General features: G+C 61.5%; 11 protein-coding genes. 3 read left to right on the top strand and 8 right to left on the bottom strand.

Annotated features, from left to right (window positions below; translation table 11 throughout):
• Nucleotides 1–209 precede the first annotated feature (209 nt).
• Nucleotides 210–1,817: an ABC transporter substrate-binding protein gene (locus tag CUJ84_RS27295; protein ID WP_105008772.1), complete on the top strand. Its 1,608-nt coding sequence runs from the start codon at nt 210–212 to the stop codon at nt 1,815–1,817.
• Between the two features lie 20 nt (nt 1,818–1,837).
• A complete protein-coding gene (locus CUJ84_RS27290; protein ID WP_105008771.1) occupies nt 1,838–3,457 on the top strand; it encodes an ABC transporter substrate-binding protein in 1,620 nt (539 codons plus the stop codon).
• A gap of 91 nt (nt 3,458–3,548) precedes the next feature.
• On the opposite strand, the gene CUJ84_RS27285 is transcribed toward CUJ84_RS27290, so the two are convergent.
• From CUJ84_RS27285 to CUJ84_RS27250, 8 genes are all read right to left on the bottom strand, one after another.
• Nucleotides 3,549–4,961 carry an FAD/NAD(P)-binding protein gene (locus tag CUJ84_RS27285; RefSeq protein ID WP_105008770.1) on the bottom strand — a complete coding sequence of 471 codons (1,413 nt, stop codon included), beginning with the start codon at nt 4,959–4,961 and terminating at the stop codon, nt 3,549–3,551.
• A 76-nt stretch (nt 4,962–5,037) separates the two neighbouring features.
• The gene (locus CUJ84_RS27280) at nt 5,038–6,129 is read right to left on the bottom strand and encodes an LLM class flavin-dependent oxidoreductase (protein ID WP_105008769.1); all 1,092 of its coding nucleotides are present in this window, start codon (nt 6,127–6,129) and stop codon (nt 5,038–5,040) included.
• A gap of 29 nt (nt 6,130–6,158) precedes the next feature.
• Nucleotides 6,159–7,406, bottom strand: a complete 1,248-nt coding sequence (locus tag CUJ84_RS27275) for an acyl-CoA dehydrogenase family protein (RefSeq protein WP_105008768.1) — start codon at nt 7,404–7,406, stop codon at nt 6,159–6,161.
• 73 nt (nt 7,407–7,479) lie between these two features.
• The gene (locus CUJ84_RS27270) at nt 7,480–8,538 is read right to left on the bottom strand and encodes an aldo/keto reductase (RefSeq protein ID WP_105008767.1); all 1,059 of its coding nucleotides are present in this window, start codon (nt 8,536–8,538) and stop codon (nt 7,480–7,482) included.
• A gap of 12 nt (nt 8,539–8,550) precedes the next feature.
• Complete coding sequence (locus CUJ84_RS27265) at nt 8,551–9,486, bottom strand: ABC transporter ATP-binding protein (protein ID WP_105008766.1); 936 nt, start codon at nt 9,484–9,486, stop codon at nt 8,551–8,553.
• Nucleotides 9,464–10,459, bottom strand: a complete 996-nt coding sequence (locus tag CUJ84_RS27260) for an ABC transporter ATP-binding protein (RefSeq protein WP_105008765.1) — start codon at nt 10,457–10,459, stop codon at nt 9,464–9,466. The genes CUJ84_RS27265 and CUJ84_RS27260 overlap by 23 nt, the downstream gene beginning before the upstream one ends.
• On the bottom strand, nt 10,459–11,466 hold the full coding sequence (locus CUJ84_RS27255) for an ABC transporter permease (RefSeq protein WP_105008764.1): 1,008 nt from the start codon (nt 11,464–11,466) through the stop codon (nt 10,459–10,461). Before CUJ84_RS27255 ends, CUJ84_RS27260 begins: the two co-directional genes overlap by 1 nt.
• Nucleotides 11,463–12,452: an ABC transporter permease gene (locus CUJ84_RS27250; RefSeq protein WP_105008763.1), complete on the bottom strand. Its 990-nt coding sequence runs from the start codon at nt 12,450–12,452 to the stop codon at nt 11,463–11,465. Before CUJ84_RS27250 ends, CUJ84_RS27255 begins: the two co-directional genes overlap by 4 nt.
• A gap of 280 nt (nt 12,453–12,732) precedes the next feature.
• On the opposite strand from CUJ84_RS27250, the gene CUJ84_RS27245 reads away from it, so the two are divergent.
• A complete protein-coding gene (locus CUJ84_RS27245; RefSeq protein WP_027690859.1) occupies nt 12,733–14,337 on the top strand; it encodes an ABC transporter substrate-binding protein in 1,605 nt (534 codons plus the stop codon).
• The last annotated feature ends 24 nt before the right edge of the window (nt 14,338–14,361 follow it).

Raw genomic sequence — 14,361 nt, 5'->3', positions numbered from 1 at the left:
CTCAGATGAGGAGCAAAAACTAAAACCCGCGAATTGTCTATATAAACACTAGACTATAGGCGCGTGCGTGCCGGCGGCTCGCGAGCGAACGCAAGCTTTTCTTTCGGTCACTGGCAGAAAAACATTCTTCGCGATTTGGCTTTTCCCGCCCGATGATGGTCGCGAAAAAGCATTGCCCGAAAGGGTTCGTTCCGGATCAAGGGGTATGAATGGACATTCGCCGACGTCAGCTTAACCAGATTCTCGCTTTGAGCGCGGTCGGTGCCATCCTGCCCTTCAGGGATTTTGCGCAAGCCGCACAACCCGTCGCGGGCGGAACGCTCAACCTTCTCGTCCAGCCCGAGCCACCAACGCTGGTCACGCTTGCCCATACGGCAGGCCCGACAACCCGTGTCAGCGGCAAGGTCACCGAAGGCCTGCTCGCCTATGGCCTCGATTTCAAGCCGATCCCACAGCTCGCCACTGAATGGCATGTCAGCGACGACGGGTTGGAATACAGCTTCAAGCTGCGAGAGGGCGTCAAGTGGCATGACGGGAGAGATTTTACGTCCGAGGACGTGGCTTTTTCGATCCTGGCGCTCAAGGAGGTCCATCCGCGCGGTCGTGCCACCTTTTCCAGTGTGAAGGAGGTTGTGACCCCCGATCCGTATACGGCGATCATCCGGCTTTCGAAGCCCGCGCCATACCTGATCGGCGCATTGCAGGCGAGCGAGTCGCCGATCGTGCCCAAACATGTCTATGACGGCACGAAAGACTTCGCCGCCCATTCGAACGGCCGCGCGCCGATCGGAACCGGGCCGTTCATCTTCCGGGAATGGGCCGTCGGCAGTCACATCATTCTCGATCGCAATCCTGATTACTGGGACAAAGGGAAGCCCTATCTCGATCGTATCGTCATCAAGTTCATTCCCGATGCGAGCGCCAGGCTCGCGGCACTGGAGACCGGCGAGGTCGACATCGCACCCGACACGCCCGTCTCGCTCAGCGAAATCGATCGTTTGAAGGCGTCGGCGACGCTTGCCGTGGACGACCGCGGCAACGACTATTCACCGACCGTCTACCGCATCGAGTTCAATCTCGCCAACGACTACTTCAAACATGACAAGGTCCGCCAGGCGGTAGCCCACGCGATCGACCGGCAGAAGATTGCGGATATCGCCTTCTACGGCTACGCCGTTCCGGCCCCAAGCCCGATCAGCCCTTTCCTCAAGGCCTTCTACAATCCCGACGTGCCGGTCTATGCTTATGATCCCGCCAAAGCGGAAGAACTTCTTGACGAGGCCGGCTTTCCGCGAGGGGCCGACGGCATCCGTTTCGAGGTGCCGCACGACGTCATGCCCTATGGCGATACCTACACGCGGATCGGCAACTATCTGCGCGACGCGCTGTCGAAAATCGGCGTCAAGGTCAGCCTGCGCGGTCAAGACGTGCCGACATGGCTGAAACGCGTCTATACCGATCGCGATTTCGCCTTCGTCACCAATGGTATGGGCAACACCTTCGATCCGACGATCGGCGTCCAGCGCCTCTATTGGTCGAAGAACTTCAAGAAGGGCGTGCCCTTCTCCAACGGCTCCGGCTACAGCAATCCGGAAATCGATGCGATCTTCGAACAGGCGGCGGTCGAGAATGATCACGCCAAACGCGTCGAACTCTTCAACCGCATGCAGGTGATCATCGCCCGTGACCTGCCCGACATCACGCTGGTCTCCTTCCGGCAGCTGACGATCTTCAACAGGAAGGTGCAGGACCATACGGTCGTCGCAGACGGCCTCTCCGGCAGCCTTTCCTCCACCTACATCCTCAAGAACGCCTGACGCTGACAAGGAATGGTCCGATGAGCATCAATCGACGCCGGTTCAACCAATTGCTGCTGTTGTCGACGGCCGGCACGCTTCTGCCGTCCTTCGCCGCCAGAGCAAATGACCAGTCGCCACGGAGTGGCGGAACACTCAATTTCATCGTCGAGCCGGAGCCGCCGACAATCCTTGCGCTGGCGCATACGGCAGGCGGCACCCAAAAGATCAGTCCCAAGATCACCGAGGGACTTCTGACCTATGATTTCGATCTGACGCCTAAGCCGCAGCTTGCGACCGAATGGTCGATCGCCGATGACGGGCTCAGCTACACCTTCAAGCTTCGTCCGAATGTCAAATGGCACGATGGCAAGCCTTTTACCGCAGACGACGTCGCCTATTCCATCGAGCTCCTGAAACAGGTCCACCCACGAGGCCGGGGAACTTTTGCCAATGTCACGAAAGTCGAGACGCCGGATCCTCTGACGGCGATCATCCGCCTTTCCAAACCGGCACCCTATCTGTTGCGCGCGCTTTATGCAGCAGAATCGCCGATCGTGCCGAAGCATGTCTACGACAATGTCGCGATCGCCGACGTGCCGGTCAATCCGAACGGCAGCGCACCGATCGGAACCGGCCCCTTCGTCTTCAAGGAGTGGGTGCGTGGTTCGCATATCATTCTGGAGCGCAATCCCGATTACTGGGATGCCGGCAAGCCCTATCTCGATCAGATCGCCATCCGTTTCGTGCCGGACGGCGCGGCGCGCGCGGCCGGATTCGAAACCGGTGAGTTCGACCTTGGCGGCGACAATCCAATACCGCTCAGCGATCTCGAGCGGATCAAGGCGTTGCCGAACATCGGCGTCGATTCCCGCGGATACGAAACCAAGGGTGACCTGACCCAGCTGATCTTCAATCTCGACAACGAGTATCTGAAGGACGTCAAAGTCAGACGCGCGATTGCCCACGCCATCGATCTCGACGTCATCTTGAACACCGTCTGGTATGGTTACGGCCATATTTCTCCGACACCGATCAGCGTCTTCCTGCCGCGCTACTACGATCCCTCGATCAAGCCCTATGCCTTCGACCTCAAGGCTGCCGAACAACTGCTCGATGAGGCCGGCTACAAGCGCGGCGCAGACGGCATCCGCTTCAAGCTGCGGCTGACTCACAATTCCTACAATGAGGGTTTCAAGCGCGTCATTGAATATCTGAAGCAGAACCTGGCACGCATCGGCATTGCCGGAACGATCGATTCCTATGATTTCTCGACCTATATCCAGAAGGTCTACAAGGAGCGCGTCTTCGACGTGACGGCCGAGTACCTCGGCAACCAGTTCGATCCGACGCTCGGCGTGCAGCGCGTCTACTGGTCGAAGAATTTCAAACTCGGCCTGCCCTTCTCCAATGCCAGCCACTATGCCAATCCCGAGGTCGATCGCCTTCTGGAAACGGCGTCGGTCGAAATCGACGAGGACAAGCGCAAGCAGGAATTCAACGCGTTCCAGAAGATCATCGCTGACGAAGTTCCGGTCGTGAACCTCATCGCGCTCGAGAACGTCACTGTCTTTAACAAACGCGTGAAGAACCACACGACCGGCGCCGAAGGTGTCCAGGCGAATTTCGCCGAGGTCTATATCAAGGACGGGCAAGGCTGAGTGGGCAATGGCGGCCGGCTTGCAAGGATAAGGGGCGCATCGGCGATGCGCCCCTTCCTTTGTCAGGTTTTCTCCTTGTCCGACGGCGCCGTCAGGATGCGGCTCGGGCAGGCGTGAATTTCAGCAGGATACGATCCGCAAGCGCGATCGCTTGCGCTCGCTGTTCCGTGATCGAGCTCGACTCCCAGGCAACGCCGCGCAGGGGATGGCCAATGGCGCTGAGATTGCGGTGGATCTGTCCCTCCTCATCGATGAGATCCCCCTCGGGCGTGGCGTCGATGCCAAAGCCGGTGGTATGGGGGCGCACTTCGCCGCTCGCAAGCAGCTGGCGTATGAAGGGATCGGAGATGCGCCGCCAGTCGTGCAACTGGTGACCGCGGCAATCGATGACGCCATCGAACACGTGTCTTTCGATGCCGGTCCGCGTTTTCAGTTTAGCGGCGATGCCCTTCTTGTCGACGGCCAGATCGATGAGCCGCGCCACGCCGTGAGACAGGCGACCTTGCGAAAGAACCCTCTCGACGATCAGGTTGCTCTCCGGAGCGGAGCGATGCGCCGTCACATCCCAGAAGGCTCGGAGGTGCCGGGCAAAGCGCAGCCTTTCCAAGTCCTCCGCCTTTTGCCAGAGAGACAGGATGTGCGGGCGGATGGCAAGCGGCAGGCCTTGCCAGTCACCGCCGCTCGCCGCGATCGCACGTCGTTCGGTCTTAACAAGCGAAAGCAGAGACCGGGCGGTCGAGGGCAGCGGTTTGTCGGCAAGGAAGTCTCGTGCGGCCGCGACGTCCCGCCTGCCTTCGACGAACAGGCCGCGCCGCGATATCACTCTGTAGTGGCCATGGAACCCTCTTGCCTCCATGCTCGCAACGGCGTCGACCATCGAAAGGCTCGCGCCGATGAGCAGGATTTCTTCACAGTCCTTCAGCCTGTCGAGTGCTGCCGCATCCCAGGGATTGACGGCAAAGCGCGGATGGCCGGCAACCTCATGCGTCGGTGGATCCGGCGCAAAAACGCCGAGCGCCAGCACCGCCTCGTCCGCTTCCACGACAAGGCCGTCGCTCGTCGAAACCTGGATCCGATGCGGGGTGGACGACAAAGTTGACGCCGAGGCGCGAATATGGCGCAGGCTCGATCCGAACCGGGCCTCGCCGACGGCACGCTTCAGCTCGTCGCGCACATAGGTTCCGTAAAGGTAACGCGGCGGACTGCTCGAGCCGATATTCTCCGGCGGCTGCCAGCCATTGGCGGCGGGCTTTTCTGAAAGCCATCGGGACAGATGCCCGGGATCATCGACGTAGAGCGAGAAATTGTCGGCCGGTCCGTTTACCAGATGAGCGGGCTCGGTCGTGCTGTAGGCGACACCGCGACCGAGCTCTTCCCGCCGTTCGATGATGGTGATGGCGAGCGGCACTGCCGTTCGATCGAGGAGGTTGAGCGCCGTCAACGCCCCCGCAAAGCCGCCGCCGACGATAATAATGGAATGGTGAGGACGATGGTCTATGCGCATGAAAACTCCTTCCCGCCGGCGGCAGGGGATCAGATTGGAATATGAAAGCTGCGGATGGCGATCGTTGCCTGGCCAATTACTCCGCCGCGACAGCACGCGCCTGGCGTGCCGCGATGCCCGCTTTGACCGGCGGCGCGACATCGCGCCCGTAGGCGACGGTATCCTCGGTCGGATAAAACCCGCGCATCAGGAAGTTGGAAACGCCGGCGTCGTAATAGTCGAGGATCGCCTCGGCGACCTGGTCTGGCGTGCCGACGAGGGCCGTTGAATTGCCGCCCGCTCCGCTTGCCGCGGCAACCTCCGTCCAGAGCCGCTTGTCGAGAACCTTGCCGCGCGTTGCGGCTTCGCGAAGCCGCAACGAACCCACATTGGACGGCAGTTTTTCGCCATTGCCGCCCGGCCGCGCGACCGATTTGACCCGCTCGAGAATGGCGTCAGCCCTTTCCCATGCCTTATCCTCGGTCTCGGCAACGACAATGCGGAAGGCGAGCGTGAAGCGGATGTCATCGGCCCGGCCGAACGGCGCTGCCGCTTCCCGCACCTTGCCGATCGTCTCACGCACGCCGTCCAGCGGCTCGCCCCAGAGCGCATAGATATCGGCGTGCTTTCCCGCCACCTTGAAGGCTGCCTCCGACGAGCCGCCGAAAGAGATCGGGATGCGCGTGCCGTGGACCGGCTTGACCTGCGAAAACGCGCCTTTGAATTTGTAGAACTCACCCTCGTGGTCGAAAGGCGCCTCGTTTTCCCAGACCTTCTTGAGCACGGTCAGATATTCGTCGGTGCGCTCGTAGCGTCGGTCGTGATCGAGAAAATCGCCGTCGCGTTGCTGGTCGGCGTCGGAGCCGCCGGTAATGATATGGACCCAGAGACGGCCGTCGGAAAACTGATCGAGCGTCGCAAGCTGACGGGCAGCCAGTGTCGGCGCCATGAAGCCGGTGCGGTGAGCCAGAAGCGCCCCGATGCGGCTGGTGTGGGAAAAGACATGCGCCGCGATCTGGTTGTTGTCAGGCCAGGTCGAGAATGCACCGATCAGCAACCGGTCTATGCCGGCTCCTTCGGCCGCCCGGGCATGTCTCAGGATATAGTCCTTGTCAATAACGGACCCCTGCGGTGGCACGATATCCGAACCTTCGCGGTTCGAGACATGCCCGATGAATTCCGAAGTCATGAAACAGCCTTTCCCACGAGACGACGGGGCTAGAAGACCCTGCCTTCCTCCAAATGTGTCGTCGTTCCGTTGATGTAATAATCGCCGACCACGCGCGCCTTGTGCAGCAGCGGATTGTGGTTCAGAACCGTGCGGATATTGCGCCAGTGCCGGTCGAGATTGAGATGACGGGACGTGGCCGAACCGCCGCCAAGTTCGAAGACGTTGGTGGCCGCCGCAAGGGCGATCTGCGAGGCGACGATTTGCGTGCGTGCCGTCGTCAAAGCACTTTCGATCAGCGCCGCCTCCAGCCTGTCCGGATCTCCAGCACCGAAGGCCTCGACTGAGCGGTCGAGCGCACGGGCGCTCTCGCGGATCAGCGTGTCGACAGCAAACGAGCCGGCGGCGATCTCGCCCAATATCTTCTGAACGAACGGATCGGCATTGGCGGTTTCGGCCGCACTATGGGCGGCGGAACGCGCCTGCCGCCGCACGTAGTCGGTACCTTCGGCCACGGCGCCTCGGACGGCGCCGGCCATGCAAGCGGCGAGATGGAGCTGGCGCAGCGTCGAGGTGTGGCGCCCGACCAGCGTATTGAGGCCGCGCGTGGAGATTTCGTGCGGCAGCACTTCGACATCCTCGAGCAACACGCCGCCGCTTGCCGTCAGCCGCTGGCCCATCCCATCCCAGTCGTCGAGGATGGTGATGCCCCTCCGGTCGACCGGCAGGAGAAGGCTGACCAGCTGATCCTCGTCATTCCTGGCGCTGAAGGAGGCAAAGTCGGAAAAGGCGGTTCCCGTCGCGTACCACTTGCGGCCGTTGAGCCGGAAGCTTTCGCCTGACTTCGTCAGTCGTGTCGTTACTTCGCCCGGCCGTTTGGTGCCCTGCTCGGTGTGCGCACCGCCAAAGAGCTTGCCGGCAAGCACACGTCCGAGCTGGGTGCGGTCGATGGCCGAATTCGGGTTGAGAAGCAGGCTTTCGGTGAAATTGAAGTGGCTGCGCAGTGCGTGGGCGACATTCGAGTCGGCCGCGCCAAGCGTCATGATCGTCTCAATGTAGTCGACGACGGAGCCCCCCGGTCCGCCGAGCGCGACTGGAATGCGCAGCGCCCCGAGCCCTGCCTCCTTGAACCGACGAAAGGCCTCGAACGGCAGCTCGCGCTCGAGATCGCGCTTTGCCGCTTCTCTGGCAATTTCGGCCGCAAGCTCCGGCACCTTGGCGAGCAGTGCGGCAAGGTCGGTTGCAACAGATGCGGACCCGGCGACTGGCGACAGGGCAGAAGGGGCGGTGTTCGGCATGCGGTGGAAACCTTCTCAGCACCAATTGGAAAGGACCGGCTGGATCCGCGATCTGCGGGTCCAGCCGGGGTTGTCAGGCGACGGCGCGTGTCAATGGCACCACATTGTCGGCGCCCGATGCCGGGCTGCGCGGCACGCGGCCTTCGACCGGGTGGCTCGGATCGTTGAAACCGGGCGTCGAGGGGTGGCCGGTCGCGACCAGCCGATCGACCAGGGCTTCGTCCTCGGCATCGAGCTTGACGCCGAGGGCCTTGACGTAGCTGTCCCAGTGTTCTTCGGTGCGCGGACCGGTGATGGCTGCTGAGATCAGCCTGTTGTTCAGCACCCAAGCCAATGCGAATTCGGTCGGGTTGATGCCCCTGCGGGTCGCGTGTGCTGCGATCTCTTTGGCGATGGCAATCGATTCCGGTCGCCATTCGGTCTCGAGAATACGCTTGTCGCCGCGGCCGGCACGGGTATCGGCGGCCGGTTCTTTGCCAGGCTCGTATTTGCCGGTCAGCACCCCGCGGGCGAGCGGTGAATAGGAGACCACGCCAAGACCGTAATAATGCGCTGCGGGAAGCTGCTCGGCCTCGGCCGTGCGGTTGACGATATTGTAGAGCGGCTGGCTTGCCACCGGACGATCGATGCCGAGCTGATCGGCAAGATGCGAGATCTCGGCGATGCGCCAGCCGCGAAAGTTGGAAACGCCGAAATAACGCAGCTTGCCGGCGCGAATGAGGTCGGCGATGGCACGCAGCGGCTCTTCCAGTGGTGCGTCGAAGACGGCGCGGTGGAAATAGAGAATGTCGATATAGTCGGTGTTGAGGCGGCGCAGCGAATTCTCGACCGTCTCGATTACCCACTTGCGCGAATGGCCGCCAAGGTTTGGCCCCTTGGTGTGGGAATTGACGAACTTTGTCGCCAGTACCCAGTGATCGCGATGCGCCTTGATGCCGCGCCCGACCACCTCTTCCGACTTGCCGTCGTGATAGACGTCGGCGGTATCGATGAAGTTGATCCCCTGTTCGCGCGCCTTGTCGATGATGCGGAAGGCGATGTCATCCGGTGTCGGCCCACCAAACATCATCGTTCCCAAGCTGAGCGGCGAGACTTTCAGCGCGCTGCGTCCGAGGTAGCGATAATCGACCATTTCATTCTCCATTCATTGAGCGTGGTGACAGGCAACGGCGTGGCCGTCGGCGAGTTGGCGAAACGTTGGGTCCTCGGTCCGGCAGATGTCGGTGGCAAGCGGACAACGGGTGTGGAAACGACAGCCGGCCGGCGGATTGTGCGGGCTCGGCAGATCGCCGGTGATGGGAGCCGCCTGCTTGCGGCGGCTCGGGTCGGGAACGGCGGCAAGCAGCGCCTGCGTATAGGGGTGCTTTGCACCGCGCCAGAGATCGCTCGTCGACGCACTTTCAACGATGCGGCCGAGATACATGACGAGGACGCGATCGGCGAAGTAGCGAACGACCGACAGGTCGTGGGAAATGAAGAGGTAGGAAAGCGAGAGTTCGGTCTTCATCTCGACGAGCAGATTGAGGATCTGCGCCTGGATGGAGAGATCGAGCGCCGAAACCGGCTCGTCACAGATCACCAGCTGCGGCTGCAGGATCAGCGCGCGGGCGATGCCGATGCGCTGGCGCTGGCCGCCGGAGAATTCATGCGGGAAGCGATCAAGCGCATCAGCGGGCAGGCCGACATGCTCTGCCATCTGGGCGGCGATTGCTTCGCGCCGCTTGCGGCCGCTGACGCCATGGACAGCGAGCGGCGCCGTCAGGATCGTGCGGATCGTCTGGCGCGGATTGAGCGAGGCGAAGGGATCCTGGAAGATCATTTGAACGCTGCGGCGAATTAACTGCAATTCCTTCGCCGACATCGCCGTGACGTCACGTCCTTGAAAACGGACGCGGCCGGACGAAGGCGTGACGAGGCGCATCAAGGACTTGCCGAGCGTCGACTTGCCGCAGCCGGATTCACCGACCAATGCCACCGTTTCGCCCTCGGCAATCTCAAGCGATACGCCGTCGACGGCTCTCACCGTACCGGCGGCCCCGGGATAATGGGTCGAGAGACTATCGACCGACAGGAGCGACATGGGCTACCTCCGAAAGGACCGGAACATAGGGGCAGGCGACCTGCCGCTCGGCGGAAACCGACAGCAGTTCCGGTACCGCCAAACCACAGGCCGGCCGGGCGACGGGACAGCGCGGGCGGAAGGAACAGCCTTTTTCGCCTGATGCCGAGACGATCGAACCCGGGATTTCGGAAAGCGGACCATCGCTGTAGTGATAGTCGGCCTTCAGTCGCGGAGAGGCGGCAAGCAGCCCGCGGGTGTAAGGATGGTACGGCGCGTCGAACACGGGGCCTGGAAAGCCTTCCTCGATTTTACGTCCGGCATACATGACGACGACACGATCGGCCCATTGCGCCACGATGCCGAGGTCGTGGGTGATGAGGATGACGGCCATGTTCAGTTTGACGCGGAGATTGTCGAGCAGCTGCAGCACTTGCGCCTGGATCGTGACGTCGAGCGCGGTCGTTGCTTCATCGGCAATCAGGAGCTTCGGATTGCAGGCAACGGCAATCGCAATCATCACCCGCTGGCGCATGCCGCCGGAGAGCTGGTGAGGATAGTCATCGATGCGCCTGGCAGGTTCCGGGATACTGACAAGCTCCAGAAGTTCGATCGCCCTGGCGCGGGCATGCCGGCGGCTGAGATCCTCATGGATGCGCAGCACCTCGACGATCTGATCGCCGATTGTCAGCACCGGATTGAGCGATGTCATCGGTTCCTGAAAGATCATTGCGATGTCGCGACCACGAATGCGCCGCAGGTCCCGCTCGCGAAGCGACAGCAGGTCGTGGCCGTCGAAGGCGATTTGACCGCCAGCCCGCGCCTGCCTCGGCAAAAGCCCCATCAGCGCCAATGCCGTGAGGGACTTTCCCGATCCGGATTCGCCGACGATCGCCAGCATCTCGCCGGGATTGGCGGTGAAGCTTACGCCCTTGACGGGTTCGGCCGAGGGAAAGCGAACGGAAAGGTCGCGAACGTCAAGCAAGGCTGCCATCAGCGCTCCTCCGAAAAACGCGGGTTGAGCGCGTCATTGAGGCCGTCGCCGATCAGGTTGAGGGCAAGCACGGTGAAGACGATCGCCAGGCCTGGCAGGGCCGTGAGATACCAAGCGGTGCGGATCACGTCGCGGCCGGCGCCGATCATCGAACCCCAGGAGACGCGATTGGGATCGCCAAGTCCCATGAACGAGAGCGCCGACTCCATCAAGATTGCGCTGGCCACCATGACTGACGATGTGACGATCAGCGGCGGCAGGGCGTTGGGCAGGATTTCCCGAAAGATGATGCGCGCATGGCCAAAGCCGAGGCTGCGCGCGGCAAGCACGTAATCCTTCTCCCGGATCGCGCGGAATTCGGCCCGGGTCAGGCGTGCAACGGTCGGCCAGCTGACGAGGGCGATGGCCACCGTCACCGTTCCGGTGGTCGGCTGAGCGATGGCGACCAGCACGACGAGCAGGACGAAGCTCGGAATAGTCTGGAAGATCTCGACCAACTTGACGAGGATGTCGTCCACCAATCCGCCGAAATAGCCAGCGGCCGCACCGATCAATATCCCGGCCGAAAGCCCGAGCAGTGTCGCGGCGATGCCGACCGTCAGCGAGATGCGGGCCCCATGCAGGATTCCGGCAAGCACGTCACGGCCCATCGAATCCGTACCGAGTGGATAAGCTGCATCCTGGCCTGGCCAGAGAAACGGTCTCGCCACCATTTCCATCGGATCGCCGGGATAGATCAGCGAAGCGAGAAGTGCCGACACGGCAACGACGAGCAGGAAAGCAACGCCGAACAATGCATTCGGATTGGACAGAAAAACCTTGAACTCGCGGCGCAAGCCACGCCAGGCCGTGCCGTGAACGGCGGAAGCGCGCACATCCGGTGCGTGGACGTGAGTCCAGCGCGGTTGGGCTGCCGGTTGGGTTGCGGGGCGTGCGGCCTCTGCCCTTGCCGGCGGCGCGAGATCGATCGTCTCTGCCGCATAGGTTCCAAGTTTATGGCTGTTCATCGACTTGCTCCAATTCGCGGATCGATCCAGGCCTGCAGAAGATCGACAGCCGCATTGGCGACGATCACCATGAAGGACGAAAGCAGCAGGATACCGAGGAGAACGCTGAAGTCGCGCGCCATGACGGCCTCGAAGGCAAGTCGGCCGAGACCCGGCCAGCTATAGACCGTTTCGACGACGACGGCGCCGCCGAGCATGCCGCCGAAGTGCATGCCGGCCATCGTGGTGATCGGGATCAGCGCGTTTCGCAGAATATGGCGTGTGGTCAGGAAAAATGGCGAGACGCCCTTGGCGCGGGCCGTGCGAACGAAATCCTGCGACTTCACTTCCAGCATGGCAGCGCGTGTCAGGCGTGCATAGATGGCCAGATAGAAGAGGGCCAGCGATGTTGCCGGCAGTACCATGTAGCGGGCACGGTCGAGGAGCGCAGGCAGTCCGGTCAGCCGTGAGCCGATGGTGCTATCCCCGCCGCTCGGCAGCCAGCCGAGCTTGACCGAGAACAGCAGGATCAGCATCAGCCCTATCCAGAAGCCTGGGATGGAATAGAAAAGCAGCGAGACGATCGAGATTGCGCGATCGGCAACCCGGCCGGAGAATGTCGCCATCAGCGACCCAAGCAGGAGGCCGACAATGATGGCGATCGCGAGCGCCGCCAGCATCAGCATCAGCGTGCCCGGCAAACGCTGACCGATGAGATCGGCGACCGGCATTCCATAGCGCGGCGAAAAGCCGAGGCTGAAATGCGCGAGATTGTTGAGGTAGTTGGCCAGTTGAACGAGAATCGGATTGTCGAGCCCGAAACGTTCACGCAGTGCGGCCATGGTCTCGACCGTCGCAGATCCCGACTCCGCCGCCATGACATCTGCGGCATCGCCAGGCGCGAGCTTCAGCAGAAAGAAATTCAGGACGACAATGCCCAGCATCGTCGGAACGGCCTGGAGGATCGTCTTTCTGATGGTGCGGCCGAGCCGCCCGTAAGTTGACATTGTTTTTCCTCGCCGCTTGAGAAGATTTCGGCTTTGCGATGCAATAGTAGTTGACTAAATCGGTGGGTTTTGTCAAATCCGTATTGGTAAATATTTCCAACTTGCCTGCAATTAACGGCGCATCTTGGAATTATTTACTGTCTATAAGTCTCTTTTCGGAACCAAAGATCAAGGATGCTTTCCGGCCGGGTAAAAAACTCTACGAGAGGGCCTGTCGTTGGAAAGTCGAAACAGCAAGGGCCGCCCGGCATCACGCGGCCCGCAGACGAGGGTTGAACCTATGGCAGTATTTCCGGCATCCACGCGCCGCAGCTTTCTCCTGGCTTCCGTCGCACTCGGCGTGACCGCGACAGCCCGCATCCCAGCCCTCGCAGCACCTGCGCGCGGCGGCACGGCAACACTGCTGCTTTCGGCAGAACCGCCGGTGCTGACGACCATCGCCAACACGGCCTTCAATTCGGTCTATGTTTCGCCGAAAGTCATCGAAGGACTGCTGACCTATGACTTCGATCTCAATCCGAAGCCGCTTCTGGCCAAGGAATGGTCGGTCAGCCAGGACGGGCTGGCCTATACCTTCAAGCTGCGCGACGGCGTGAAGTGGCACGACGGCCAGCCGTTCACATCGGCCGATGTCGCCTTCTCCATCAAGACGCTGAAGGAAGTTCACCCGCGCGGCCGCAACACTTTCCTCAATCTGGTGGACGTCCAGACCCCCGATCCGCTGACGGCAGTGTTGACGCTATCCAAGCCGGCGCCCTATTTGATCACGGCGCTTGCGGCTTCCGAAACGCCTATCGTGCCGCGTCACATCTACGAGGGCACCAAGGTGGCCGAAAACCCGGCAAATCTTGCGCCGATCGGCACCGGGGCCTTCAAGTTCAAGGAATGGATCCGCGGCAGCCATATCGTCTACGAGCGTAATTCCGACTATTGGGATCAGCCGCGCCCCTATCTCGATCAGCTTATCGTCCGTTTCATTCCCGATGCAGCAGCACGCTCGATCGCGATTGAGACCGGTGAGATCGATCTTGCGCCCTCCACACCCGTGCCGCTCAGCGACCTGGAACGCTTCAAGTCCCTCCCCGATATCGCTTTCGAGCCGCGCGGTTATCAGTATGCCAATGGTATCAGCCGCATCGAATTCAATCTCGAGCGTCCGTTCTTCAAGGATATCCGCGTGCGGCAGGCCTTTGCCCACGTCATCGATCGGAAAGTCATCCTCAACACCATCAACTACGGCTATGGCAGCGCCATTCCCGGCCCGATCAGTCCCAACCTGACGAAATGGTACGATCCGGATCTGAAAACCTATCCGATCGATCTAGCGGCAGCCGAAAAGCTGCTTGATGAGGCGGGTTACCCGCGCGGCAGCGACGGCATTCGCGCGCGCATCAATCTCGATTATGTGCCGAGCGGAGAAAGCTACCCCCGTGGCTCCGAATATATCCGCCAGGCGCTCGCCAAGGTCGGTATCGACGCGACGGTGCGCAGCCAGGATTTCGCCACCTATACCAAGCGTATCTATACCGATCGCGACTTCGACTTCGCTTTCGAGGGAATGAGCAACCTCTTCGATCCGACCGTCGGCGTACAGCGCCTCTATTGGAGCAAGAACTTCAAGCCCGGCGTTCCCTTCTCGAACGGTTCGGCCTACAGCAATCCCAAGGTCGACGCGCTGCTGGAAGCCGCGGCAATCGAGGTCGATCCGAACAAGCGCGTCGAACAGTGGCGCGAGATCCAGCGGATCCTCGTCGAAGACCTGCCTGCGATCGATATCGTCAGCCAGCCGGAGTTGACCATCTACAACAAGCGCATCGCCGATCACACGGTCGGCGGCGAAGGGGTCTCCAGCAGCCTCGCCTACGCCTATGTGGCAGCATCCTGAGCGACGAGCCAACGATCAAGCGGA

It is taken from the genome of Rhizobium leguminosarum, from assembly GCF_002953715.1.
Lineage (GTDB): Bacteria > Pseudomonadota > Alphaproteobacteria > Rhizobiales > Rhizobiaceae > Rhizobium > Rhizobium leguminosarum_V.
The sequence above is the reverse complement of the archived record's forward strand: the minus strand, read 5'-3'. Positions and strand labels throughout refer to the sequence as shown.